The organism is Actinophytocola xanthii, from assembly GCF_001921205.1.
Lineage (GTDB): Bacteria > Actinomycetota > Actinomycetes > Mycobacteriales > Pseudonocardiaceae > Actinophytocola > Actinophytocola xanthii.
The window spans coordinates 94,493-119,773 of record NZ_MSIE01000019.1 but is presented as its reverse complement, the minus strand read 5'-3'; the positions used below and the strand labels follow the sequence as shown (position 1 = coordinate 119,773).

At 70.8% G+C, this 25,281-nt stretch carries 26 protein-coding genes; 8 read left to right on the top strand and 18 right to left on the bottom strand.

The window, feature by feature from the left end:
- Nucleotides 1-38: 38 nt before the first annotated feature.
- The gene (locus tag BU204_RS12835; RefSeq protein ID WP_075125863.1) at nt 39-545 is read right to left on the bottom strand and encodes a pyridoxamine 5'-phosphate oxidase family protein; all 507 of its coding nucleotides are present in this window, start codon (nt 543-545) and stop codon (nt 39-41) included.
- Between the two features lie 2 nt (nt 546-547).
- Nucleotides 548-1,645, bottom strand: coding sequence for a serine hydrolase domain-containing protein (locus BU204_RS12830; RefSeq protein ID WP_075125862.1), 1,098 nt, complete (start codon nt 1,643-1,645; stop codon nt 548-550).
- A gap of 681 nt (nt 1,646-2,326) precedes the next feature.
- Here BU204_RS12830 and BU204_RS12820 point away from each other — a divergent pair.
- Both BU204_RS12820 and BU204_RS12815 read left to right on the top strand, forming a co-directional pair.
- A complete protein-coding gene (locus BU204_RS12820) occupies nt 2,327-3,256 on the top strand; it encodes a ParA family protein (RefSeq protein ID WP_075125861.1) in 930 nt (309 codons plus the stop codon).
- A gap of 5 nt (nt 3,257-3,261) precedes the next feature.
- Nucleotides 3,262-3,639, top strand: a complete 378-nt coding sequence (locus BU204_RS12815; protein WP_075125860.1) for a hypothetical protein — start codon at nt 3,262-3,264, stop codon at nt 3,637-3,639.
- Here the strand turns inward: BU204_RS12815 and BU204_RS39105 are convergent.
- From BU204_RS39105 to BU204_RS12740, 15 genes are all read right to left on the bottom strand, one after another.
- The gene (locus tag BU204_RS39105) at nt 3,631-4,818 is read right to left on the bottom strand and encodes a hypothetical protein (protein WP_143229478.1); all 1,188 of its coding nucleotides are present in this window, start codon (nt 4,816-4,818) and stop codon (nt 3,631-3,633) included. The genes BU204_RS12815 and BU204_RS39105 overlap by 9 nt on opposite strands.
- A 70-nt stretch (nt 4,819-4,888) precedes the next feature.
- A complete protein-coding gene (locus tag BU204_RS12805; protein WP_075125858.1) occupies nt 4,889-5,590 on the bottom strand; it encodes an ATP/GTP-binding protein in 702 nt (233 codons plus the stop codon).
- Nucleotides 5,590-6,582, bottom strand: coding sequence for an AvrD family protein (locus BU204_RS12800; RefSeq protein WP_075125857.1), 993 nt, complete (start codon nt 6,580-6,582; stop codon nt 5,590-5,592). Before BU204_RS12800 ends, BU204_RS12805 begins: the two co-directional genes overlap by 1 nt.
- A complete protein-coding gene (locus BU204_RS12795; RefSeq protein WP_075125856.1) occupies nt 6,579-6,857 on the bottom strand; it encodes a hypothetical protein in 279 nt (92 codons plus the stop codon). Before BU204_RS12795 ends, BU204_RS12800 begins: the two co-directional genes overlap by 4 nt.
- Nucleotides 6,851-7,606 (bottom strand): SDR family NAD(P)-dependent oxidoreductase, encoded by a 756-nt coding sequence (locus BU204_RS12790; protein ID WP_075125855.1) that lies wholly within the window; start codon nt 7,604-7,606, stop codon nt 6,851-6,853. Before BU204_RS12790 ends, BU204_RS12795 begins: the two co-directional genes overlap by 7 nt.
- Nucleotides 7,603-8,946 (bottom strand): class I adenylate-forming enzyme family protein, encoded by a 1,344-nt coding sequence (locus tag BU204_RS12785; protein ID WP_083661270.1) that lies wholly within the window; start codon nt 8,944-8,946, stop codon nt 7,603-7,605. Before BU204_RS12785 ends, BU204_RS12790 begins: the two co-directional genes overlap by 4 nt.
- Nucleotides 8,947-9,157: 211 nt before the next feature.
- Nucleotides 9,158-10,156 carry an aldo/keto reductase gene (locus BU204_RS12780; protein ID WP_075125853.1) on the bottom strand — a complete coding sequence of 333 codons (999 nt, stop codon included), beginning with the start codon at nt 10,154-10,156 and terminating at the stop codon, nt 9,158-9,160.
- Between the two features lie 9 nt (nt 10,157-10,165).
- Nucleotides 10,166-11,728, bottom strand: coding sequence for a vanadium-dependent haloperoxidase (locus BU204_RS12775; RefSeq protein WP_075125852.1), 1,563 nt, complete (start codon nt 11,726-11,728; stop codon nt 10,166-10,168).
- Nucleotides 11,725-12,951 carry an MFS transporter gene (locus BU204_RS12770; RefSeq protein ID WP_075125851.1) on the bottom strand — a complete coding sequence of 409 codons (1,227 nt, stop codon included), beginning with the start codon at nt 12,949-12,951 and terminating at the stop codon, nt 11,725-11,727. The genes BU204_RS12775 and BU204_RS12770 overlap by 4 nt, the downstream gene beginning before the upstream one ends.
- Entirely contained in the window at nt 12,948-13,178 is a 231-nt protein-coding gene (locus tag BU204_RS12765) for an acyl-CoA carboxylase epsilon subunit (protein ID WP_075125850.1), read from the bottom strand. The genes BU204_RS12770 and BU204_RS12765 overlap by 4 nt, the downstream gene beginning before the upstream one ends.
- Entirely contained in the window at nt 13,178-14,722 is a 1,545-nt protein-coding gene (locus BU204_RS12760; protein ID WP_075125877.1) for an acyl-CoA carboxylase subunit beta, read from the bottom strand. The genes BU204_RS12765 and BU204_RS12760 overlap by 1 nt, the downstream gene beginning before the upstream one ends.
- 120 nt (nt 14,723-14,842) lie before the next feature.
- Nucleotides 14,843-15,514 (bottom strand): helix-turn-helix transcriptional regulator, encoded by a 672-nt coding sequence (locus tag BU204_RS39100; RefSeq protein ID WP_075125849.1) that lies wholly within the window; start codon nt 15,512-15,514, stop codon nt 14,843-14,845.
- 312 nt (nt 15,515-15,826) lie between these two features.
- Nucleotides 15,827-16,930 carry an Rv2629 family ribosome hibernation factor gene (locus BU204_RS12750; RefSeq protein ID WP_075125848.1) on the bottom strand — a complete coding sequence of 368 codons (1,104 nt, stop codon included), beginning with the start codon at nt 16,928-16,930 and terminating at the stop codon, nt 15,827-15,829.
- Between the two features lie 48 nt (nt 16,931-16,978).
- Nucleotides 16,979-17,284 carry a DUF2795 domain-containing protein gene (locus tag BU204_RS12745; RefSeq protein WP_075125847.1) on the bottom strand — a complete coding sequence of 102 codons (306 nt, stop codon included), beginning with the start codon at nt 17,282-17,284 and terminating at the stop codon, nt 16,979-16,981.
- Between the two features lie 30 nt (nt 17,285-17,314).
- On the bottom strand, nt 17,315-17,854 hold the full coding sequence (locus BU204_RS12740) for a YbhB/YbcL family Raf kinase inhibitor-like protein (RefSeq protein WP_075125846.1): 540 nt from the start codon (nt 17,852-17,854) through the stop codon (nt 17,315-17,317).
- Nucleotides 17,855-18,011: 157 nt separating this feature from the next.
- On the opposite strand from BU204_RS12740, the gene BU204_RS12735 reads away from it, so the two are divergent.
- On the top strand, nt 18,012-19,205 hold the full coding sequence (locus BU204_RS12735; protein ID WP_075125845.1) for a helix-turn-helix domain-containing protein: 1,194 nt from the start codon (nt 18,012-18,014) through the stop codon (nt 19,203-19,205).
- A 270-nt stretch (nt 19,206-19,475) separates the two neighbouring features.
- A complete protein-coding gene (locus tag BU204_RS12730; RefSeq protein ID WP_083661261.1) occupies nt 19,476-19,712 on the top strand; it encodes an AMED_5909 family protein in 237 nt (78 codons plus the stop codon).
- Nucleotides 19,713-19,728: 16 nt separating this feature from the next.
- Here the strand turns inward: BU204_RS12730 and BU204_RS12725 are convergent, their stop codons facing one another.
- On the bottom strand, nt 19,729-20,196 hold the full coding sequence (locus tag BU204_RS12725) for a winged helix-turn-helix domain-containing protein (RefSeq protein ID WP_075125844.1): 468 nt from the start codon (nt 20,194-20,196) through the stop codon (nt 19,729-19,731).
- 338 nt (nt 20,197-20,534) lie between these two features.
- Here BU204_RS12725 and BU204_RS12720 point away from each other — a divergent pair, with 338 nt between their 5' ends.
- The 4 genes from BU204_RS12720 to BU204_RS12705 all read left to right on the top strand — a co-directional run bounded on the left by BU204_RS12720 (nt 20,535) and on the right by BU204_RS12705 (nt 25,268).
- A complete protein-coding gene (locus BU204_RS12720; protein ID WP_075125843.1) occupies nt 20,535-21,593 on the top strand; it encodes a chemotaxis protein CheB in 1,059 nt (352 codons plus the stop codon).
- Between the two features lies 1 nt (nt 21,594).
- Complete coding sequence (locus BU204_RS12715) at nt 21,595-22,329, top strand: STAS domain-containing protein (protein ID WP_075125842.1); 735 nt, start codon at nt 21,595-21,597, stop codon at nt 22,327-22,329.
- 19 nt (nt 22,330-22,348) lie between these two features.
- The gene (locus BU204_RS12710; protein WP_075125841.1) at nt 22,349-24,214 is read left to right on the top strand and encodes a CheR family methyltransferase; all 1,866 of its coding nucleotides are present in this window, start codon (nt 22,349-22,351) and stop codon (nt 24,212-24,214) included.
- A 94-nt stretch (nt 24,215-24,308) separates the two neighbouring features.
- On the top strand, nt 24,309-25,268 hold the full coding sequence (locus BU204_RS12705; protein ID WP_075125840.1) for a LysR family transcriptional regulator: 960 nt from the start codon (nt 24,309-24,311) through the stop codon (nt 25,266-25,268).
- Nucleotides 25,269-25,281 lie beyond the last annotated feature (13 nt).

Genomic DNA, 25,281 nt, shown 5'->3' with positions numbered 1-25,281 from the left:
CGTCCCGGCGTGGTCCGCTTCGGACGGTCGACCGAGGTCTAGTCCTGCGGATGGTGGCAGGTGTGGGTGAAGGTGCCCTTGCCGAAGGCGAGGACCTTCGCCGGCTCGACCGCGAAGACCCACGAGGCGCCGCCGTCGTGGTGGAAGCCCTCGTCTGTTGTCTCGTACTGCCAGCGACCGTCCCATTTGGTCCGCCAGGCGGCGGCGAGCCGGTCGAGGGTCGGCCGGTCGGTGACGCGGCGCGCCTGGCCCTCGACCATCACGTCGAGCCCGTGGTCCCAGGTGTCGCGGCCGGTCGTCAGCACGACGTTGGGGTTCGTGGTGAGGTTGACCGCCTTCTGCTCGGTCGGTCCGGTGGTGAAGTACAGCGTTCCGTCGAGCCACACCGCGACCAGCGGCGTGACGTGCGGACGTCCGTCGGCGCGGACGGTCGAGATCCAGCTCAGCTGGGCGGCTTCGAGCACCTGCCGGGTCTGCGCCCAGCTGGTGGCCTGGGTGTCGGCCTCGCTGAAGCGCTGGTCGAGCCTGGTCACTGGGTCATCCATGGTCACTCCCGGTGGTTGGCCTGGATACGGTCGACCTCGGTGGTCGCCGTCAGGTCGAGGGTGAAGTTGTTGCGCATCACCGCCACGGCGACACCGGAGTCGATGTCGGCGTAGGCGGCCGAACCGTTGGAGCCCACCATGCCGAAGGTCGACCCCGGCCGTGCCGGGACCCCGTCCGGGCGGTAGGGGCTGAACCCGAACGCCCAGCTGGTGGGGACACCCATCACCTCGTCCGGCCCCTCGTAGGTGAGGGCGGCCATGCTCCGCAGCCGCGACGGCGAGACGAGGTGGACGCCGGCCACGTGGCCGAGCAGGGCGGCGTAGAGGCGGGCCACGCCGCGGGCGGTCATGGTTCCGGCCGAGATGATGTCGGCGGTGAGCAGGTCGCGGCGGTTGGCGAGGTCGGCGCCCGGCCGGATCGCGGGAGGGATCGCCCGGTCGGCCGGTGAGCCGGGCGAGGGGGGCGGCGGCGTCGAGCCGTGTTGGCGCGCGACGCGGTCCAGCAGGGCTTCGGGGACGCCGAAGTGCACCTCGTCCTCGACGCCGAGGGGGCCGGTGACCGCCGCGCGCAGCCACCAGGACAGCGAGTGGCCGGTGGCCCGGCGCACGATCTCGCCGAGGAGGAAGCCGAAGGTCTGCGCGTGGTAGCCGAACCGGGTGCCGGGCCGCCACCACGGTTCGGTCTCCGCCAGCACGTGGCACATGTGCTCCCAGTCGCACAGGTCCTCGACCGTCGTGTCGTACGGCGGGGCGGGGACACCGGCGGTGTGCAGCAGCAGGTGGCGAACGGTCACGTCCTGTTTGCCGTGCGCGCCGAACTCGGGCCAGACGTCGCGGACCGGCAGGTCGTAGTCGAGCTCGCCCCGGTCGACCAGCACGTGCGCCACGGCGGCGGCCACCCCCTTGGCGGTGGAGGCCGCGTAGAACAACGTCTCGGAGGTGACGGGAACGTCCTGCCCGGCCTGCCGAACGCCACTCACCGCGTCGACGACCAGGTCACCGTCGTGCACCACGGCCACCTGGATCCCGACCTCGGCGCCGTCGCGCACCATCCGGTCGATGGCGACCTGCACGCGCTCCTGGACCTCCACCGCACTCATGCCGATACAGACCACTCCGGCCCCGCGAACTCATCGCCTTCCCGATCGCTGTGACCCGGACCACGTTACCGAGTGCTACGCCGGGCGGCTCAGCCGGACCGCGGTCCAGGAGTTCGGGGGGAGGGTGCAGCGCACGGCGCCCTCGCCGAGGGTGGGGCGGTGGGGTCGGGGCACGACGCGGGTCGGGCTGGTCCTGGGTGTTGGCGGTGACGGTTCACCACGAACAGGACGACCTCCCCGGAGGAGGGGGAGTGGGTGGCCACCGCGTCCACTACCGGGTCCTCGCCGTAGCGGGCCGTGGGCTGGGTGGGGGAGTCGACCTCGGTTCTCAGGACCGTCGAGCGCCTCGGCGACACCGCGCGTGCCCAGGTTCACCGCGTACATGACCTCGGCGCCGGCCTTGTGCGCCCAGCGGACGAACTCGTCGATGCCGACCTCGTTGCTTTCGATGCTGCGCCACGCCAGGTCGCGCCGGGTCGGGCGGTCGGCGACCGGGCCGACGCCGTCCACCCAGCGGGTACCCGGCATGGGCCGCGGGGAGCTGGTCCGAGCAGGGACCGACCCCCGAACGGAGATCCACCCGCTGACCGCGGCGAGGAGCGGGTATTGCGAGCATCAGGCTTGAATCGCTACGATCTGTAATCGGATCTTGCTCTCTGAGTATGTCTGGGGGAGAGCGGAGTGAAGGTCGTCTCCGTCATCAACTACAAGGGCGGTGTCGGTAAGACGACCCTCACGGCCAACCTCGGTGCCATGCTGGCGTCTCGCGGATACCGGGTGCTGCTGATGGACCTCGACCCGCAGTCCAGCCTGACTTTCTCGTTCTTCCGGCCGCAGGTCTGGCAGCACGATCTCGCCAGGAGCCGGACCATCAAGCGATGGTTCGACGAGTTCGTGAACGGCCAGGGGGATACCAACCTCTCCGACCTGGTCCTCACTCCGCCGCAGATCAGGACCCGTCTGGCAGGCACCCAGGGCAAGCTCGACCTTATCGCCTCCCACCTCGGGCTGATCAACGTCGACCTCCAGTTGGTGACCCGCCTCGTCGGCGGGGACCATGCGGGCTCGGAGGAGCGCTGGCTCGAGATCCATCGCCTTGTTTCGGGAGGTCTCAGCGAGGACGCGTTCTCCCACTACGACCTGACGCTGATCGACTGTCCGCCGAACGTCAACATCGTCACCAAGGCGGCGATCATCGCGAGCGACTACATCCTGGTTCCCTCTCGCGCCGATGACCTCTCGACCCTCGGTACCGAGTACCTTTTCAAGAACGTGCGCACCCTGGTCGACGAGTACAACGAGCACAGCGCGAATTCCGGAGGTGCGGCCGGGGCGGTCCGGCCGTCGGTGCTGGGCGTTGTGTTCACCATGGTCCGGCTCTACCGCGGTGAGTTGACCCAGAACCACGAAAAGTTCGTGACCTACGTACGGGACCAACTCCGCGTGCCGGTGTTCGCGACCACGGTTCGGGACAACCCGGGGCGCTACGGTGACGCCAGCAGCTCGGGTGTGCCGCTGGCCGTCGCGCACAACGTTCCGGACGAGATCGCCGGAGAGTTCCACCAGTTGGCCGACGAGGTTCTTCGCAGCGCGCACATGAGAAAGAAGTAGGTCGCATGGACAACTATGACTTCTCCCGCACCGCCCTCAAGATTCTGCATGACACGTTCCGGGGGCTGACGAGGGACCAGCTGGACCAGCTCGTGGACGGCAGGGCGAAGTTAGCGTTCCTGCCACCGGGGGCGAAGGTGCAGGTTCCCGCGGCGAGCCTCGACGCCGTGCGAGACCGCCTGGCCGCGATCGAGGATCGACAGGAGGCGGAGCGGTACGTGACGGGCCTGAAACTCAAGAAGGACGATCTGGTGGCATTGGCCAGGCAGTTGGGTGTCGTGGTTCGCAGCAAGGACCGCGTCGCCGACGTGACGCGGAACATCGTGGAGGGCACGGTGGGCGTGCGAGTGGACCACAACGCGATCCGTGATTCGTCATGGTAAGTCGCGACCGGTCCTGTCTTGGTCGACCACCACCAGGATCGCGCCGCAAAGCTGGTCGATCCAGTCGATGACCCGCATGACCGCCGCGCCGTCGATGTCCCGTTTCCGGCCGGGCTCGTTCGGCACCTCGTCGTACTCGTGGGCGATCTTGTTGCGCCGGTGGACGATGTCGGCCAGGCGCGCCTGAACCTCTTTCCCATCCGCGGGCTTGTCCTCGTCGGTTCGCTCCCGGAGCACCGTCGCCACCCTGTTCCAGAAGTTGGCGGTATCGGTGACCAGACTGAACGCGTCCCGGATCCTGTCAGGCTGTTGGTAGGCGAGATGCCCACGAGCTTTCGTGACGTACTCGTCCACCGCGTCGGCGAACGACATCTCGTCGCGTAGTACTCGTTGCACCTGGTCGAGGGAGATCTCCAGCTCGGCGAACCGCCTGGGTTTGCGGCCGCCTACCTGTTCCGCCAGAGCGCGCAGCCGTGCGCGGAGCTCCTGGCGCACCCAGTGGTCCAGCCCGGCGACGGCCTGTACCCATGCCGCCCGGAACACGTCGTTAACATCGAAGGACTGCGGCTTGAGCGTGCCCAGGGTGTTGCCCGCCGTTGCCAGGCTCCGGGCGTAGCTGAGGTTCGCGCGAAGGTGTGCGATCGGAGTCAGCTCTCCCGCGTCCTCCGGTACCGTGGCCGCGTTCGTCGCCGGTAGACGGATGTTCTTCGTGACCAGCTCGTCGATTCGGGTCAGGTCCACGTCCGCATCCAGCTGATGCACCATCAACAACGATGGCACCGACCGGAGCTCCAGCTCGATCAGCGAACGTGGAATGTCGTGGACTGCCCATCGCACCGGCCTGATGTGTCGATACCCCCCGGGTAGCTGGCGAGAGTACTGGTAGTCGCCATTGACGTGGCCGGCGGCGACATCCGGGCTCGATCGGCGCAGCAGCAGGACCAGGTCACCCGGAGTCATGGTCGACCGGAAGTCGAACAGTTGGCGGGCGTAGCTCGCAACCGATTCGCGTTCAACGAACTGGTACTTCGCTCGAACGGCGTCCAGAATCTGAGCCAGGTCGGGCGATCCCGTCAAGTTCCCCACATCGGCCCACCCGATCGCGACCAATCCCCGCTTGAGTGCCAGATCCTCATAACGGTCATCGCGCAGAGATCGAAGCACCCATGCTCGCGTCATCGGTCCTCCGAAGGTGAGGAGAGGAGGTCGTTCTACGTTACGTGAGCATGGGTACTTCCCACACTGGTGCTCAGCGGCTGACCGCCCGGGCCCGTTCGGTCTCCAGGCGGAGGTCGAGTTGGGCGTAGTCGGCGCTGGCGAGGGCGACCGCCTCGTCGATGGTCATCACGGTGGGCAGGTCGAACAGGCCGACGATCCTCCTCAGCCGGTCGGGGAAGGAGCCGCTCACCACGTGTACCGGGATCCGCAACTCCTCCAGGGTGCTCAGCAGCATCTCGTCGATCGTGGTGCGGAAGTGGTGGTTCATCGGGCGGTGGCCGTCGTCGGCGATGGGGAGTTCGTGTCGCAGGTGGACGAAGGCGTCGTAGGTCTGGGCCACGTGTTGTTTGAAGGCGAAGCCGAAATGGGCGACCACCTTCTCGAAGAACAGCATCTCCTCGTCGGGGGGAGCGGCGGCGGCCGTGGTCGAGTTCGGGTCCATGCCGTGCAGGACGCGGGCGGCGCCGTAGAGCCACTCCTGCAGCGACGATCCGTCGGAGAGGAAGTGGTCGCCCAGCTGGCTCTCGGCCACCGCGCGGCCCACGTGACGGCGCATCATGAGCTGCAGGAACTCTGCGGGTGTCACCTCCGCCAGCTTCTTGCCGGGCACGGCCTCCGGCATGATCTCGCGGATCGCCTTGGCCAGGGTGCGGGGAATGCCGGTCAGGTGCGAGAGCGCCATGACGGTTCGGGTCTTGCCGGACGAGTACGTTCCGGAGATCGCGAGCTTCATCAGGATGCCTCCTCGGCACGCAGGTGGGCGGGCAGCTCATGGGCGAACGCGGCACGCAGCGACACCCCGCCGCACTCGCCCTCGATGTCGACGGTGCGCCACGTCCCCCCGCGCAGCGGCAGCAGGCGCTTGCCGGTGATCGCCGCGCGGCACTCGACCGGGCCCGCGCAGGGACGGTGGGGGTCGGTGGCCTCCAGGGTGGTTCGCAGCATCCACAGGGTGTTGCTGTCCTGCCGGCGGACGCTGTCCAGCTCGTACATCATCACCTGGGCCAGCTGGAGGTCGGCCACGAACGCGTCCACGAGCGACACGCCGGGCTGGTACGCCCCGTCGACGCCCCCGTTGACCACGACCGGGTCGAGCCGCAGGTCGGCTCGTGCGCGCAGGCGGGCGAGGTCGACCTGGACGTCGGTGATGCGGTGGGTTCGGGTGGCCAGGCCGGCGCCGTAGTAGCGGGTGTCGGCCGGGCCGAGCGCGTCGTCGAGCGAGTCGAACCGCGAACCGCGGTGGGCACCGGTCCCGGCCGGGTGCTGGAGCTCGCAGCGGGCCCGCATCGCGCCGACGGCGCAGTCGTAGGTGGTGACGGACTCGGTGTCGGACACCGCCCGCGTCCCGCGCGGCATCGCGGTGCCGCCCAATCCGGTGAGGTCCTCCTGCGGGGTGGTGCCCGCCCGCAGCGTCACCGTGCGCACCCAGCTCCGGGCGCGCTGCGCGGGGCTGAGCCCCAGGCCGTGAGCCAGGTGGGCCTCGCTCAGCTGCACGCCCAGCACCAGCATGTCCACGGTGCTCAGGTGTGGCCGCAGGTCGGCCTCGTCGCCCTTGCGCGACCAGTTCGCGGGGTAGTGGACGTCCACAGTGGAACGCGTGCCGGAGTCGGCTCCCACCACGACCTCGCCGACCTCGTGCCTGGCCCGCCGGTACCCGGAGCCGAAGAACCGGCCCTCGGCGGGCCCGAGGTAGTCGTCGATCGACTCGCACCTCAGCTCGGTCACGGTCGGTCCCCTTCCGGCATCGCGGCGTTCTCGTACGCGGCGACCAGGTCGCCCACCGAGCGCAGGTCCGAGATCGCCCCGCTCCCGTCGGTGAACGGGTCCACCCCGACCGCCGCCTCGAGCTGGATGACCAGCCGGGCGAGCGAGAGCGAGTTGAGCGCCAGCTCCGACATGGACTCCCGCCCGCTCAGCGACACGGGCTCCTCGCCCTCCTCGAGCAGCAGGCCCTCGATCTCCTCGAACACGATGGACCGGATCTCCGTACTGGTCAGCATGTGATTCCTCCGTCGACGACGACTGTCTGGCCGGTGATGAACGACGCGGACGGCGAGCACAGGAACAGCGTCGCGTCCGCGACCTCGTTGATGTCCGCGAGCCGACCGAGCGGCGTGCGGCGTTGGATGCGTTCCCGGTTCTCCTCGGTGACCCCGTCGGTCATGTCGGTGGCGAAGAACCCGGGCACGACCGAGTTGACGCGGATGTTGAGCGTGCCGAGCTCGCGGGCGAGGCTGCGGCTGAAGCCGTCCAGGCCCGCCTTCGCCGCCGAGTACACCGACACGCCGCGGTGCCCGCGCAGCGCGTTGATCGACGAGACGTTGACGATCGTGCCGCCGCCGCCGTGGCGGCTCATGGCCCTGGCGCAGGCCTGGGCGAGCGTGATCGGCGCGACAAGGTTCGCCGACACCAGGGAGTCGATCCGCTCGGCCGAGGTCGTCAGCAGCAGCTCGGTGTGCAGGACGCCGGCGTTGTTGACGAGCAGGTCGACCCGCCCGAACCGGCGGGTGACCGCGGTGACGAACGCGCGCAGGCTCCGCGGCTCGCACAGGTCGGCCGCCTGCCACAGGAAGGCGTCCCCGGCACGGGCCGCGACCCGCTCCAGGAACGAGTTCGAGGTGCGGCTGAACGTCGCGACCCGCCAGCCGTCGGCGAGCAGGCGTTCCACCAGCACCCGGCCGAGGCCGCGGCTGCCCCCGCTCACGACCGCGACCCGCTCGACGTTCTCGACGACGCTGGTCGCGGTCATGCCGCGCCCCGGATCTTCTTGAACCGGTCGGAGTGCTGGTCCGCGGCCGACACCTCGACCAGCGCGGGGATCTTGAACGCCTCCAGCCGCCGCCGGCAGTGCGCGCGGACGCGTCGGGAGACCGCCCGACCGTCCTCCGGCTCCACCAGCCGCAGCGTCGCCATGACCACCATCCCGGTCACCGGGCTCCGCCGGCCGGACACCGTCGCCTCGGCCACGTTCGGGATCTCCAGCAGGACGTTCTCGACCTCCGCGGGGTAGACCTTCTCACCGCCGACGTTGATGATCTCGCTGCGCCGCCCGAGGATCCGCACGTACTCACCGTCGGTCTCCACGACGTCCTGGGTGTTGAAGAACCCGTCCTCGTCGAACGGCGCCGGCGCGTTGAGGTAGCCGAGCATCGCCATGTCCGAGCGGATCCAGAGCACGTTGTCCACGATCTTGTGCTCGAACCCGGCGCCGCCCAGCTTGACCCACAGCTCGCCGTCGCTGCGCGACCGGGTTGGCAGGATGCCCAGTTCGGACAGCCCGTAGGTCTGCTTGAACCGGACGCCGGGCAGGACCGCGACCAGCCGCTGGAGAGTCAGCGGCGGCATGGGCTCGGTGCCGTAGGTGACCAGCCGCAGCGAGTCGGTCGCGTGCCGGTCGAGCGCGCCGGAGATCAACACCATGTTGAGGAACGTCGGCGTGGTGGGCAGCACCTCGACCCGGTGCTCGGCGACCGCGGCGAGCACCCCGTCGGGCGTGCGGCTGTCCACGGTGACCACCGCACCGCCCTGGCTGAGCGTGTGAAGAAGGGTGTTGATCCCGCCGATGTGGTCGAGGTTGAGAAAGGACAGGATGCGCTGCGGCCGCGTGGGCGGTCCGTATCTGGCGAGAACCCTGGCGAAGTCGAGCACGGCGGCCTTGCTCCGCCCCGAGGTTCCCGAGCTGAACAGGACCAGGCCCGGCCGGCCGGCCTCCCGCAGCGAGCGGTACAGCTCGTGCCCGGCGCGGCGTCCGGTGTGCTCGAACCGCCGGTTCCCGTGCCCGTCGACCGTGACGACGACCTCGACCTCGGCGACCTCGTGGAACTCGGCGCGTTTGGCCGGTGGCAGGTCGGTCAGCGGCACGACGATCGCCCCGAGGTCGACCAGCGCGAGTAGCCCCGCGCAGGTGTACGGCGACGACGGTCCCGCGAGCACGACCACCCGACCCGGTCGCACGCCGTTGGCGGCGAAGTGGTGCCGCCAGACGTCGACCTCGACGAGGAGCTCGGCATAGCTGTGCGACAGTCCGTTGAACACGACGGCCTCCGCATCACCGAAGCCGCGCAGACGGTCCAAAAACACATGACTCACGAGAAACATCCCCCTGGTTGATTTCGGGCAGTCGGAATCGTCCCCGCCCCCGGGACAGAAACGTAGGCCCCCGGACAAGGGCGGACAATGCCCTTTCAGGGTGCCGTTCCTGGTATAGCCGTCCGGCCACTCCGTCTGTCTACAGTGGATTACAAGGGAAGCACGTCCAGGCCCCACGCCGGCGGGCGTGGGGCCTGTTCTCGTGCGGCGCTCAGCCGTTGAGGAGGGCCATCATGGGTGGCGGGTAGCGCTCGCCCTGCGCCGCCCCGGGCGGGAACGCCTCATCGAGGCCGCGGAGGTCGTCCTCGGTGAGCTCGATCTCCAACGCGGCCACGTTCTCCGCGACCCGCTCCGGCTTGGTCGTTCCCGGGATCGCCACCGCACCGGGGACCGACGCCGCGACCCAGGCGAGCGCCACCTGTGCCGCGGTGATGCCCCGGCTCGCCGCGACGAGCTTGACCCGCTCCACCAGCGCGGCGTTGCGGGCGAAGTTCTCCTGGGCGAACCGAGGTGCGACGCGCCGGAAGTCCTGCGGCGCGAGGTCCTCGGGCGAGGCGATGGCTCCGGTCAGGAACCCGCGCCCGAGCGGGCTGTAGGGCACGAACCCGATGCCCAGCTCGGCCAGGACCGGGAGCACCTCGGCCTCGACGTCCCGGCTCCAGAGCGAGTACTCGCTCTGCACGGCGGAGATGGGGTGGACCGCGTTGGCCCGGCGGATCGTCCTCGCCGACGCCTCGCTGAGCCCGAGGTACCGGACCTTGCCCGCCGTCACCAGCTCGGCCATCGCGCCCACGGTGTCCTCGATCGGCACCTGCGGGTCGACCCGGTGCTGGTAGTACAGGTCGACGTGGTCGACGCCGAGCCGCCAGAGCGAGGCGTCGATCGCCCGCCGAACGTGTTCTGGCCGCCCGTCGGGCACCCGTGGCGGCGCGTCGGGGGAGTAGGAGCCGAACTTCGTGGCCAGCTGGACCTCGTCGCGCCGGCCGGCCAGTGCCCGGCCAAGCAGCTCCTCGTTCGTCCTTGGTCCATAGTGGTCGGAGGTGTCGAGGAAGGTGACGCCGAGCTCCAGCGCGCGGTCGATCGTCGCCACCGCCTGTCGTTCGTCGACCTTCCCGTACCCGAACGACATCCCCATGCAGCCCAGGCCCATCGACGAGACCATCAGCCCCTGCCTGCCCAGGGGGCGTCGCCCCGGTGTCGGTCGTGGCATCGGTACTCCTCAGATCGTGACGGTGGTGCCGTCGAACCGGGTCAGGGTGAAGCCGCCGTCCTCGAGAAAGGTCGGCTTCTGCTGGCGCAGCATCCGGATCGCGATGGTCTCGCCGAGCTCGTAGGCCTCGGTGTTGTCGGTCCGGTAGTGCACGCCGGCCGTGGCGCGACCGGCGCCGATGTTCGCGGCCAGCTTGTTCAGCTCGCCGCCGACGGTCATCCGGTCGGCGTCCGAGCCGGTGTAGGGGACGAGCCTGGTGCCGTCGGCGCTCGGCACGACCGGGTCGAGGATCGCCGCCCGCTCGTCGAACCAGGCCTTGAGCACGGTGACGCAGGCGCCGGCGACAGTGGAGTGTCCACTCTGGTACGCCGGGCTCATCGGGGAACCCTCGGGAAAGCCCTGGGGCAGCAGCGCCGTGCCGTAGCGGGTCCTGGTCCGGTCCACCGCCTCCGACTCGAGGATGTCGCGGTGGATGATCTCGTCATAGCGGTGCGGATCCCGGGCAAGCTGGACCTCGACGCGACCGCCGAACGCCTCCGGGCGCAGCCTGCGGTGCACGAAGAACTGCTGGAACTCGGTGTGCTTGATCGCCCGCAGCGACACCTCCGCCAGCGCGGTGATCAGGTGCGGCGTGCCGAAGGTGGGGAAGCCGACCTGGTTGGCCGACCGGAGGTAGGGATTGCCGGGGTCCTGCACGCCCACCGGGTGGTCGGGCCTGCCGAGCAGGATGAGCGCGGCGTACAGGTACGGCTGGTACAGCACGTCGAAGTGGGTGTAGTGGCCGAGGTCGCGCGGGGTCTGAATGTACCTGGTGTTGACGAAGTCCCGCCGCGTCTGGCGGGGGGCGCCGCGCTGGATGGCCAGCCACTCGTCGAAGGTTGTCCCGTAGTCCACGCCCGGCTCGACGGTGTCGATCCGCTGCTCGATCCTCGAGCACCCGTACTGCACGGGCTGTAGCAGGAACTGGGAGACGAACGGGCCGACCCGGTCAGCGGGGGTGTCCCCGCGGAACAGGGTGCGCGGGGTGACCGTCCCGCCCTCCTTCGGCCCCTGGTAGCCGGAGTAGGTGGACAGGTCGGCGGCGGCCGCGGCGGCCAGCGGCGAGGTCTCGAACTCGGTGAACCTCACCTCGCGGAGTAACGCCATCCAGTACAGCTCGGCCATCTCGGCCGCCGCTTGGGGGCCGTCCATGCGTGGCGCCGGCGGCACGACCAACGTGTGCGAGTCCGGGCCCATGAGGTCGAGGGCGAGGCCGCCCTGCGGGCCGAGCAGCTTGCGCGCGTCCGGACGCGCGAGCGGGATCTCCTCGAAGTCGCGCGGTCGGCCGGTGCGCACGGCACGCAGCAGCGCGTGGTAGGCGGCGCGGTCGACCTCGCCGAGGTCGTTGTGCGGCAGGCCCTTGGAGTAGCTCGCCAGGTACGGGTAGTCCCGCTCCTCGCCGTTGGTCGGGTGGGCGGGCGGGGTCTCCGGGTAGTCCCGGTGGGCCGCCTCGCGCCGCACCGCCCGTCCCGCGCGCATCCGCCGGTCGACGTCCTGCTCGGTGGGCCGGACGCTCGTTGCCAGGTCCGTCATCGTTGTCCCCCTTGGTGTGCTGTGTGTGAACCCTTGCTGTCGCGGGCGAACCAGGTGAGCGCGGCGAGCGCCGGCAGGGCGAAGCCGAGGACGCCGACCCCCGTCCAGCCGAACACCGGGTAGACCACGGCCGACAGTCCACTGCCGACCGAGCCCGCGACGAAGTACGAGGTCATGTACGCCGTGTTGATCCGGCTGCGGGCCTGCGGTCGCAGCGCGTAGACGACGTTCTGGTTGCTGATGTGCACGGCCTGGCTGGCCAGGTCCATGACCACGACGCCGACGACCAGCGCGGCGAGCCAGTGCTGCCCGAGCGCGATCAGGCCGAAGGACAACGCGGTGGCCAGCAGGAAGACCGGCATGGCCCGGGACGCGTGGCCCCGGTCCACCAGGCGCCCGGCGAGGCGTGCGCCGAGCGCTCCGGCCACGCCGACCAGGGCGAAGAGCCCGATCGCGGTGGTGGTCCACCGGTAGGGCGCGCCGGCCAGCATGAACGCCGACGCGGTCCAGAACGCGTTGAAGGAGGCGAAGCACAGGCCGCCGTAGAGCATCCGGCGCCGCAGGACCGGTTCCTCCCGCACCAGCGCGAGGACCGAGCCGAGCAGGGCGGGGTAGCGCATGCGCACGCGGGGCTGCACGACCGGCAGGCGCCACCACAGCAGAACGGTCACCAGGGCGGTCAGCGCCGCGGCGAACCAGAACACCGCCCGCCAGCCGGCCGCACCGGAGACCAGCCCGGCCACGGTGCGGGAGAGCAGCACGCCGACGAGCAACCCGCTCATCACCGTCCCGATGACGCGGCCCCGCCGCTCCGGCGGCGCCAGCTCGGCCGCGAACGGCACCATGACCTGGACCGCGACGGCGGTCACGCCGACCAGGGCCGCGGCGACGACGAACACGGCGTACCCGGTCGCGGTGGCCATCGCGACCAGCCCGGCGACGTTGACCGCCAGCATCGGCACCATCAACCGACGCCGTTCGAGCAGGTCCCCGAGCGGGACCAGGGTGGCCAGGCCGACGGCGTAGCCGACGAGGATGAGCGTCATGGCGAGGCCGAGGGCGCGGTCGGAGACCTCGAACGCGCGGGCGAGCGTGTGCTCGAGCGGTTGGGCGTAGTAGAGGTTCGCGATCACCGAGCCGACCGCCGCGGCGAGGAGGACGACGGTGGTCCTGGGCAGCGTCGGCGTTGCCGTGGGCGTGGCGGCGGAGGTCGTGTGGGTCATCCGTGGGCTTCCTGTCCTGGTCGAGGGCTCGGCTCCCACCGCGGTCCCGCGCCACCGGGCCGTCCCCGCCACGAGCGGGGCGAGGCGTAGGGCACGGCCCGGGTCGTCCAGCCTGGGCGCGGGGCGGGCTCGGGTGCCCGAGCGGTCGGGGTGAGCGCGAGCAGGGCGATGAGCAGAGCGGCGAGATCGTGGTCGTCGGGTGCTCCCCGCACGATGCGGATGTCCATCAGAACGGCGGGTTCCCGTGTTTGCGGTGCTCGGCCGGCACGTGCTTGTCCCGCAGCACGTCGAGGGCCTCGACCAGGACCCGGCGGGTGTCCCGCGGGTCGATGACGTCGTCGACGAGGCCCCGTTCGGCCGCGTGGTACGGGCTCATCAACGTGTCCCGGTACTCGGCGACCCGCGCGCGGAACACCGCGTCGGGGTCGTCCGCCGCGGCGATCTCCTTGCGGAAGATGACGTTCGCCGCGCCCTCGGCGCCCATCACGGCGATCTCGTTGCTGGGCCAGGCGAAGGACAGGTCGGCGCCGATGGACCGGGAGTCCATGACGATGTAGGCCCCGCCGTAGGCCTTGCGCAGGATCACCTGCACCCTCGGCACGGTCGCCGCGCAGTAGGCGTAGAGCAACTTCGCCCCGTGCCGGATGATGCCGCCGTGCTCCTGCGCGGTACCCGGCAGGAACCCGGGCACGTCGACCAGCGTGACCAGCGGGATGTTGAACGCGTCGCAGGTGTGCACGAACCGCGCCGCCTTCTGCGAGGCGTCGACGTCCAGCACGCCGGCGAGCACCATGGGGTTGTTCGCCACCAGCCCGACGACCTGACCGCCCAGTCGGGCGAAGGCACAGACCACGTTGGTCGCCCAGTGCTGGTGGTAGTCGAACAGGTCGCCGTCGTCGACCAGCTCGGCCAACACCGCGCGCATGTCGTAGGGCCGGGACTGCTCGGCCGGGACCAGGTCGAGCAGGACGGGGCAGGGCCGGTCGGCCGGGTCCGCGGTGGGTAGCCGCGGCGGCAGCTCCCGGTTGTTGGCCGGCAGCAGGGAGAGCAGGTGGCGCACCTCCCGTAGGCAGGTGACCTCGTCGTCGTAGGCGAAGGCGGCGACACCCGACTGTCGCGCGTGGACGTCGGCGCCGCCGAGGCTCTCGTGGGTGACGTCCTCGGCTGTGACCGCCTTGACCACGTCCGGCCCGGTCACGAACATCTGCCCGGTCCGGCGGACGATGAACACGAAGTCGCCGAGCGCCGGCGAGTAGGCGGCGCCCCCCGCGCAGGGGCCGAGGATCACGCTGATCTGCGGGATGACGCCGGAGGAGCGCACGATGCGCCGGAAGATGCCGCCGAAGCCGGCGAGACCGGTGACGCCCTCCTGGATGCGTGCGCCGGCGCCGTCGTTCAGCCCGACCAGCGGCACGCCGGCCGCCTCGGCGAGGTCCATCACCCGGTGGATCTTCTGGGCGTGCGCCTCCCCGAGGGAGCCGCCGAACACCCGGAAGTCGTGGGCGTAGACGAAGACCTTCCGACCGTCCACAGTGCCCCAACCGGTGACGACGCCGTCGCCGGGCGGTCGGCGGTGCTCGATGCCGAACCCCGTCGCCCGGTGCCGGCGCAGGCCCTCCAGCTCCACGAACGAGCCGGGGTCGAGCAGCTCGTCGAGTCGCTCCCAGACCGTGAGCTTGCCGCGGGCGTGCTGCGCCTCGGTCGCCGCCCGGCTCGGGCCCGACCTGACCCGCTCCCGCAGCGCCGCGAGCTCGCCGGTGCGGCCGCGCATGTCGTCGGTGACCAGGAACGGGTCGTCGGGCAGGTCGGTGTCGCCGTCGCCTGCCAGCGCTCCGCGCGCGGGTGATCCGCCGTTGCCAACCATCTGCTTCCCCCCGTTGTGCCTGTTCGGCTAGTGCTGCTTGTGGTGCAGCCCCTCGCGCAGAGCCCTGGCCACGGCAAGCGTCCGGTTGCCGCAGTCGAGCTTGGCGAGGATGTTGGCGACGAGCCGCTTGGCCCCGTGCTCGGAGATACCGAGCCGACGCGCCATCTGCTTGTTGCTCAGCCCTTCCACCATGAGGGCGAGGGCCTCGGTCTCGCGCGGGGTCAGCCGGGGCCGCGGCGGCGCGGCTTCCCGTCGCCCGGCCAGCGAGAGCAGGCCGCTGGCCAGCTCGCCCGGGATGGCCACCTCGTCCTGCTCCATCCGTGCGACGGTGTCGAGGAGCGCGTGCTCGTCGAGGTTGTCGATCGCCAGGAAGCCGGTGCCCGGCGTGCCCAGCCGCCCGACCCGGGAGAGCTCGGCGACGTCGCCGTCCCCGGAGAGCAGGAACAACACCTTCGCTCCAGCCTCCTGCGCGGCGCGTACCCGCACCGCCCGGTCCTCGTCGACCTCACTCAGCAGGACGATGAGCACCCGGTCCCGGTCGTCCCCTCGACCGGGGTCGGTCAGACAGCGGATTCTCGGGATGATTCCCATTCCCCCGAGAATCCGCTCGATCCCGCTGCGCAGCAGAGCATTCTTGATCTCGACTCCCACCGTCGGCGAGCGATGTCGCCCCGTGGCGAAGTCGGCACCAGTGACCATGAGGACGTTTCCCCCCTGTCCGCCCCAACACTGAACAGAGCGGCGACCAGCACGGCCACGTACCGAATCGCCCGGGAAATGTGTGTGATCTGAATCACGATGCATTCACGGCCCGTGGTCGGCGCGGCGTTTGGGGGAGCCTGCCCGGGCAGGCCTGCATTCGGGCGCTGGTGTGCCCGAGCATGACGTCGACCTGCTCCGAGCAGTCCACGGGCCGAACCGAGGTGCCGCGCGGTGCCTCCTAAGAGGACTGTCGGCGTCGATCGGGCTCGTGCTGGTCGCACCGTCGTAGTGTTCCGCGAGCGGTCGGGATCAGGTGTAGCGGAGGAGGGCGCCGACGCCGCCGGCCAGGTCGAGACGCGGCTCGTCCCCGGTCGCCGCGACCACCCGCGCGCCCACCGCGAGCGCGGCCGCGGGCAGCGCCTCGTCGGCGCGGGCGGCGATCCGCTCGGAGACACCGACCCGGTGCAGGTCCTCGCGGTCGACGGCGACCATGTTCGGTTCGCTTCCCACCAGCACTGTCGCGTCGCCGATCGTGCGGGCGTCGACCAGCAGGACGTCCACCTTGCCCTCGCGCAGTGCCGCGGTGGTGTCCCGCAGCCCCTGCACGGCGAGCCCGTGCCCGCCGGCCTCGCCGAACCGATCGAGGACCTCGTCGCGCTCGGCGCGCCGACGCTGCGCGATCAGGTTCGCCACGTCCTGGTCCACGGTGTCGTGGTCGGGGTCGCTGGTCCGGTTGTGCTCGATCTCGGCGACGGTGACGGTACGCCGGAGCTTGTCCGGCAGCGCCTCGCGCAGCTGGCTGCGCGACTCGGGGTCGCCGACCAGCACGAGCAGCTCGGCTTCGATGCGCTGGACGAGGCGGGTGGCCTCCTCGGCCGCCTCGACGATGTTCCGTCGAGCGTTCTCCTCGGCGTTGCTCTGGATGTTGTGGTGTGCCATCCCGCCGCCCCTGACCTTGTGGACCGGGAACTCCTGGCCGGCGACGTCCTCGGCGTGCTCGGTCCCGTCGCGGTCCACGGCCAGCAGGTCGGCGCCGGTCCGGTCCGCGGAGACCACGACATGCGGCACGCCGCGGTGGCCCCAGTCGGCGAGCGGCAGCAGGTAGGGAAGCTCGGAGACGCGCACCATCGGCGTCGGCGGCGGGCTGGGCAGGTACTCGTCGACCAGGACCGTGTCGCCGGCAGCGACGAGCAGGCGTCCGGCCCGGCCAACCGGTGGCGGCCGGTCGAGAGCACCCTCGAGGGCGCCGAGCGTCGACTCCGGGGTGTGCCGCCCGGCGAGCTCCTCGCGAACGGCCCGCCAGCGCAGCTCGGCCTGCTTGGCGGCGTCCTCGGTGTCGTGGCTCGCGTCCAGGTGGACCGACGCGAACGGTCCCTGGTGGTCGAGCGTCTCCCGCAGTGCGGTCAGGTTCACGGTTTCCTCCTCGGGTCAGTGCCGCGGCCGGGCCGTGGCCGGTGCGGCTCAGCGCCGCTTCTCCTCGGCGATCGGGTGCGGCGGCACGTCCCGCTCCGCCTCGGCGAGGCCCGGTGGGACGTTGGCGCGCTGGCGCGCGGCCCGTTCGGCCGGGGACTGGTCGCCCTCGAACGTGACGGACTGCGTGACCTCGGCGAGGTTCGCGTAGGACACCGGCGGGATCGCGCGAATGGCGCGGATCGTGTCCTCGTCGGCGCCGGCCTGCTCGGCGTACCGCACGAGCGTGTCCTTGTCGGCCGGGAAGTCGGCCGAGGACAGGGCTTCCCGGAGTAGTTCGGGCCGGGTGGCGACCATCTGTCTCACCTCCGCGGCAGGCGACCGCGCTCAGCGGCCGAAGGTGCCGACCAGGGTGCCGGTGGCGAGGGTGTGCCCCTCGAGCGCGGCACGCACCTGTTCGGCCGTGGGCTGGTCACCGACGGACACCGGCTGGTCCACGGCATGCAGCCGGAAGAAGTACCGGTGCGGTTCGTCGCCGACCGGTGGGCGGGGGCCGCCCCAGCCGGGCTTGCCGAACCCGTTGCGGGCCGCGCTGGCGCCGGCCGGGAGTGAGCCTTCCTCGGCGCCGGTCGTGTCCGGCCGGATGCCGGTGACCACCCAGTGCACGAACGTGCCGGTGGGGGCGTCCCGGTCCTCGCAGAGCAGGACGAGCTCGGCCGTGCCGTCCGGCGGTTCGCTCCACTCCAGCGGCGGCGAGACGTTCTCGCCCTCGTAGGAGTACCGGTCCGGGATCAGCGTGTGGTCGCTGAACGCGGCGCTGCGCACGATGAGCTCGCTCCCGGCCGGCTCGTCGGTCGGAATGTCGTCGCGGCTCGTGGCCCTGGTGCCCAGCGGGCCGGCGGCGCGGTCCGGGTCGGGTTGGGGCATGGCGTCCTCCTGTGGTGCTCGGATTCCTCCTCCGACACCGCCTACCCGGTCCGGTTCCGGCTAACCCGCGGCGGGGTAGATCTCCGCCCGTCGGGGGACGGTCGAGGCCCCGCGCGGGTAGCGTCGGGGACACGTCGGTCGGCGATGGGGGTTGTCGGTGGATACCGGATATGTGCGTATTGGCCGTCGGGTGCGGGAGGTTCGTACCTGGCGGGGGATGAGCGTGACCGCGACCGCCGGGTTGGCTGGCGTGTCGGTGTCGTACCTGTCGATGATCGAACGCGGGGAACGGGCGGTGACGAAGCGTTCGGTGCTGGAGTCGCTCGCCCGGGCGTTGCGCGTTCATCCGGCGGAGTTGATTGGTCGGCCCTATGACCCGTTCGACGAGATCTTCGCCGGGTCGCGGGACGCGGTGGTCACTCTTTCGGATGTGTTGAGCGGCTGGTGGATTGGTGAGGTTCCGGACGCGCCCGTGCGTCCGTGGGCCGAGGTGCTCGACGACGTGCGTACGTTGACGGCTCTTCGTGCGGTGTCCGACTTCGCGGCGCAGGTCGATTTGCTGCCGGGGTTGATCCGCGAGCTGCTGGTGGCGGCCGCGGATCCCCGCACGGAGCGGGAAGCGCTGGTGCCCTTGATCAGTGCCTACTTCGGCGCGGGGAACATCGCCACCCGATTGGGTTTCCCCGGCCTCCCGGCGTTGGCGGCCGATCGGATCCGGCGCGTGGCCGAGCGGTTGGACGATCCGGTGTGGACCGCGGTCGCGGCATGGGGCCGGGCGAAACTTCTCTCCGACACCAGCCGCTCGCGTCAGTACGAGTTGGCTGTGGCGGCTGCCGAGCAGGCGCCCCTCGAGCGCCCCGAGACTCGCGGCATGTGCCATCTGACGGCGGCGCTCGCGTCGGCGGCCCAGGGAGATGCCGATCTGGCTCAGACTCACCTCGGCGAGGCGGAGGCGATGGCGGACCAGCTCAGCGTCATGACCTCGCTCTGGCCGGCGGGGTTGATGAACTTCGGGCGGACGAACGTCGGGATCTGGCGGGTGTGCATCGGCGTCGAACTCGGGTGGGGGGCGCAGGTGGCGGAGGTGGCGGAGCAGGTGCGTCCCGAGACGATCACTCCGTCCCGGCAGGCGGCATTCTGGATGGACTACGGCCGTGGCCTGCTGACCGAACGCCGTACGCGGGACGAGGGTGTGCGTGCGTTGTTGCGTGCCGAGGAGCTGGCGCCGCAACAGGTTCGGTGCAACGTCTGGGTGCGGGAGGCGGTCGTGGACCTGCTCACCTCCGGCCGCACCGCCGGCGGAGACCTCCGGCGGTTCGCGCTGCGGTTGGGAATCGCCCCGAACGGGTGATTTGGCCGCTGCTGTACCGGCTGTGAAAGTGCGGCCCCCACCCGCGTCCATGATCCAGCGCCGTGAGCACCGAAGCCGTCCTCGTCATCGTCCTGGGTGTGACGGTCGGGGGAACTGTCGGCCCGGTGCTGGGCTACTGGACGGTGCGCTGGCAGGACGCGGTGGACGGACACCGCACCTACTGCGTGTTCTGCCGCGCCCGGGAGACCCGACGGGAAGCCCGCCGCCAGGCACGTCGTGCCTGCTCGTGTGGAGGAAGGGGAGCAGCACGTGGTCAGAACGCTCGCGGAGGCGCACGCCATGCTCGAAGCGCGCCGCCCGGGAAGCGACGAGGGGATACTGGCGTGGGTGGCCCACCACCGGTGGTGCGCCCGCGTCTACGCCGCCGTCGCCGACACCGACCCGGACTGTAACGCCCAGGCCGCGGCCTGGGCCCGGATCGAACGGCGCGAGGCCCGGACCCTCGAGGACAACCTCATCGACCTCGTCCAGGCCTACCTGTGCTGAACACCTCGCCAACGCCTCAGAACCCGGTCGTCGCGGGAGCGGGCTCGATGACCACGTCCTCGCCGTCGAAGCGGTAGCCGACGCCGCGGACCGTGGCGATCCAGGTTCCGCCGACGCCCAGCTTGTCGCGCAGCCGTTTGACGTGGACGTCCACCGTCCTGCTGTTGACCGGCTGGTCGAAGCCCCACACGTCGGCCAGCAGGGTGTCCCGCGGGAGCACCTGCGCGGGGCGCTCGCTCAGGTACAGCAGCAGATCGAACTCCAGGCGGGTCAACGGAACCGCCAGCCCTCGGTGCAGCACCGTGCGCGAGTGCGGCACGATCCGCAGCCCGTCCTCCGCCGGCTCGGCGACCGCGGGCCGGTCGACCTCGACGCCGGGCAGCTCGGCGAGCGAGTGCAGCAGGTCGGACAGGGCGGCGAAGATGGCGGGATCCCTCGGGATCTCGATCTTCAGCTGGACGACGACGGACGGTGTCGGCGACACGGGCGCACCTCGATGGGATCGGCGACGGGCTGGCGGGACGAACCGGCACAGCTCTGGGCGGCCACGAGGGCGAAATCCACGTGTCGGCGCCGGATGAGTGCGACCTGGGGCACGCCTCCATCCGACCGGTCTGACCACGCTCTGTCAACGTGTCCGCCCGCGCTCCCAGGATCTGGGCGGCACGCTGTGCGCGTTGCAGCGTCCTCCTCACTCGATCGGTGAGGACTTCAGCGAGCTGGCGCGGCACGAACGGATCGACCCGTCCGAACACCCGCAAGCGACTGAGTTTCGCCTGGAAAGGACGGGGTAGCCCATTACTTGCCCAGTTTGGAGGCCCGATGAGCTCCCGCTCAGACAACCATTCCAACTCCGCGGCCCTCGCGGCCGGCGGGCGCGGGAGAGACGTCATCGTGGTGGGTGCCTCCGCGGGTGGGGTGGAAGCCCTGCAGGGGTTCGTCGCGGGGCTGCCCCACGAGCTCGCGGCGAGCGTGCTGGTCGTGCTGCACCTCCCGCCCGGGGGGTCCAGTGCGCTGCCGGCAATCCTCCAGCGTGCGGGGGAGTTGCCCGTCGCGGCGGCCAGGCACGGCGAGGCCCTCGTCCACGGCCGGGTTTACGTGGCGCCGCCCAACCACCACCTGCTGCTGCTGGACGGCACCGTGGCGTTGTCGCACGGCCCCACCGAGAACGGCCGGCGTCCGGCGATCAACGCGTTGTTCCGCTCCGCGGCGATCGCCGCCGGCCCGGCGACCACCGGCGTCCTGCTCTCCGGGGTTCTGGACGACGGGGTCGCCGGACTGCTCTCGATCGTGAGCCGAGGCGGGACCGTCGTCGTACAGGACCCGGAGGAGGCGCTCTTCCCGACCATGCCGCGGCACGCGCTCGCCAGCCTGCGCGTCGACCACGTCCTTCCGGTCCGCGCGATTGGTTCGCTCCTGGACAAGCTCAGCCGGGAGGAAGTGGAGATCGGCAGCGCGCCGGCGCCTTCCAGGCTCATGCGATTGGAGAACGACATCGCCACCACCGACTCTCCGGCCCACGCCCGTCACGACCCGGCCCAGCTCGGTCCCGTGTCGGGCTTCACCTGCCCCGACTGCGACGGGGCGCTGGTCGAGATGTCGCCGGCCACCCGCTACCGCTGCCGAGTCGGACACGCGTGGACCGCCGAGGCCCTGCTGAACGCCCTGGGCGGATCCTGGGAACGTGCACTGTCGATCGCGATCCGCACCCTGGACGAGAAGGCGGCATTGAGCAAGCGCATGGCTGACCAGGCTCGTGAGCGCGGCAGCACCGAACTCGCCGGTCGCTACAATCACAACGCGGCCGAGGCCATGGACGCGGCCGCGCTGCTCCGCGGTCCGCTGGAAGTGGCCGCGCGGCAGGGCGGGGAGACGAGGTGAGATGGACCGGTCGCCGCTGTACGTGGAGTTCGAGGAGCACCAGGGTGCCCTCGTGCTGGTGCCGCGGGGCGTCCTGGACTCCCTCACCTACGGGGACCTGCGGTCGCTGGTGCTGAAGGCCGCCGTCGACGAGCCGCGAGCGGTCATCGTGGACGTCGACCGGCTGGTCGTACCCGACCCGTCCGCGTACTCGCTGTTCTCGTCGTTGTGCACCCAGCTCGCCCAGTGGCCCGGGGTGCCGCTGCTGGTCGCCGCAGGCGACGAGCGGCGGCGCGCCGGGATCACCGACTACCGCCTGGCCCGCTACCTTCCGGTCCACGAGTCGGTGGAGACGGCCCTGGCCTCCGCGCACCGCCCGCCGGTACGCCGGCTGGCCCGCCGTGTGCTGCCGAACTCGATGGTCAGCGCATCGTTGTCCCGCCAGTACGTACGGGACCTCTGTCTGGACTGGGAGGTCGTCTCGTGCGTCGAGTCGGCGGTCCTGATCACGAACGAGTTGGTGGAGAACACCCTCCTGCACACCTACTGCGCCCCGTCGCTGCGCCTCGAGCTGCGCCGGGGGCTGCTCACCGTCGCGGTCTACGACGACGACCCGGCGCTGGCCGAGCCGGTCCGGCCCGACACCGGTCACGCCGGTCGGGGTGGCCTCGCGCTGGTCGCCGACCTGTCCGTCACGTGGGGCTGCTCGCGCACCCTGGCCGGTGGCAAGGTCGTCTGGGCGGTGCTGCGGGCGTGACGGGCGGTAACGTGCCAGCGTGACCTCTTCCACCGACGCTCCCGGCGACTTCGAGGCGTTGTTGTCCTACCTCAAGGAGGCCCGCGGCTTCGACTTCACCGGCTACAAGCGCACCAGTCTTTCCCGGCGGGTGAGGCGGCGGATGAGCCAGGTGACCCTCGAGGGCTACGGCGATTACATCGACCTGCTGCAGGTCGACGCCGAGGAGTTCAACGCGCTGTTCAACACGATCCTGATCAATGTCACGGGCTTCTTCCGCGACCCCGAGGCGTGGGAGTACCTGCGTACCGACGTGGTGCCGACCATGCTCGCCGAGCGGTCGCCGGAGGATCCGGTGCGGATCTGGAGCGCGGGCTGCGCGTCCGGGGAGGAGGCGTACTCGCTGGCGATGCTGTTCGCCGAGGCGTTGGGCGTGGAGCGGTTCCGCCAGCGGGTGAAGATCTACGCCACCGACGTCGACGAGGAGGCGCTCGCCCAGGCTCGGCAGGCCACCTATCCCACGGCCGCGGTGGAGCACCTGCCACCGGACCTGGTGGAAAAGTACTTCGATCGGGCGGCCAACCAGCACGTATTCCGCAAGGACGTGCGCCGCTCGGTCATCTTCGGCCGCAACGACCTCGTCCAGGACGCTCCGATCTCCCGCATCGACCTGCTCGTCTGCCGGAACACGTTGATGTACTTCAACGCCGAGACCCAGGCGAGGATCCTGTCCCGGCTGCACTTCGCGCTCGCACCGCGGGGACTCCTGTTCCTCGGCAAGGCCGAGATGCTGCTGTCCCACGCCCGCATCTTCGATCCCGTCGACCTCAAGCGGCGGGTGTTCCGCAAGACCGCCACGACGCCCGCCGGCCTGGGCCAGTTCCCCGCCCAGGGGCTGACCTACGAGCGCCACGGCGAGATCGGGAGCCTCGACCAGCTGCGGGAGTACGCGTTCTCGGCGAGCCCGGTGGCGCAGGTCGTCATCACCGCGGAGGACACCGTCGCGCTGGTCAACCAGCAGGCGGAGATCGTGTTCGGGCTGTCCTCCCGCGACGTCGGACGCCTGCTGCGCGATCTCGAGGTCTCCTACCGGCCGGTGGAGCTGCGTGGCTACGTCGAGCAGGCGAAGGTGGAGCGCCGGGCGATCCGGATCGAGGACGTGGAGTGGCAGCGCGTCTCCGGCGAGGTGGCGTGGCTGGAGATCCACGTGAACCCGCTGGTCGAGGCGGACGGCGGCCTGATCGGGGTGTCGATCGTGTTCCACGACGTCACCGCGGCGCGGGCGCTGCTCGACGAGCTCGCGCACGCCAACCGGCAGCTGGAGTCGGCCTACGAGGAGCTCCAGTCCACCAACGAGGAGCTCGAGACCACGAACGAGGAGCTCCAGTCGACTGTGGAGGAGCTGGAGACCACGAACGAGGAGCTCCAGTCCACCAACGAGGAGCTCGAGACGATGAACGAGGAGCTCCAGTCCACCAACGAGGAGCTCCAGGCCACCAACGACACGCTGCGGGACCGCTCGCTCGAGCTGGACGAGGTCAACGACTTCCTGGAGTCGGTCCTCACCTCGGTGGGGTCGGGCCTGGCCGTGGTGGACCGGGAGATGCGGGTACTGGCCTGGAACCGCGGTGCCGAGGACCTGTGGGGCCTGCGCGGCGACGAGGCGATCGACCAGCACCTGCTCAACCTCGACATCGGACTGCCGGTGACCGAGCTGCAGCCCGCTGTGCGCCAGGCGCTGGCCGACGCGAGCTTCGAGACGGTCGTCAAGGTGGACGCGGTGAACCGGCGAGGCCGGCTGGTCACCCTCGCCGTGCGCTGTAGCTCGCTGCGCAACCCGAGCGGCTCCGTCCAGGGGTGCATCCTGCTGATGGACATCGTCGGCGAGGCTGGGGCGCCGGGCTGATCCCGGGCGTTCACCCAGGTCATCCACGGCTTCCGGTCGGTCGGCGGCGGATAATGTCGACACCGGACGGGAGGCGGTGAGGACCGTGGGTCACATGCTCGAGCTGGGGCTGCTGCGGGCACTGCAGGCGGTGTCGGCGGGAGGATCCATCAACGCGGCGGCCGAGGCGCTGCACATCACGAACTCGGCGGTGTCCCAGCGGATCGCGAAGCTGGAACGCGACGTCGGCCAGGCCATGCTGGAGCGCCACGGCCGCAGCGTGCGGCTCACCGACGCCGCGCGGCTGCTCGTCGACCACGCCGAGCAGATCCTCTCGCTGGTCGACGCGGCCGAGGCGGCGCTGGAGGGCCATCGGGGGGCTGTCGTCGGCCGAGTGTCGATCGCGGCGTTCCCCAGCGTGGCCCGCGGGCTCGTCGCCAGGACGATGCGGGCGTTGCGGGCCGACTTCCCGCAGCTGCACCCCGTGCTGCACGAACACGACCCGGCCGTGTCGGTGCCGCTGGTGGTGCGCGGCGACGTGGACATCGCCGTCGTCCAGGACTGGTTCGACGTGCCGCTGGAGCTGGCGGGCGACCTCGAACGGGTGAACTTGTTATACGACCCCATGGACGTGGCGTTGCCGGCGACGCACCCGCTCGCCGACCGCGAGCGGGTGGACATCGCCGAGGTCGCCCGGGAACCGTGGGTGAGCTGGCCGCGCGGCACGGTGTGCGGCGACTGGCTGCGCCACACGCTGCGCGGGCAGGGCGTGGAACCACGGATCGAGCACGCCGTCGGCGAGTACCCCACCCAGCTCGCGATGGTCGCCGCCGGTTTCGGGGTGGCACTGATCCCGCGGCTGGGGCGCGACCGGGTTCCGCCGGAGGTGCGGCTGGTGGAGCTGACCCCGGCCCTGACCCGGCAGGTCTACGCGATCTGGCGGGTGGAGACCGCTCACCGCCCCGCGCTGCGGGCGACGGTCAGGGCCCTCGTGGCGGCGGCCGCCCGCCTTCGTCCCCCGCCCGAGCGACTCCCGGCCCGCCCGGTGGTGTCCTCCGCGAGCCTCTCCAGCTGAGCTTCACAGCCCG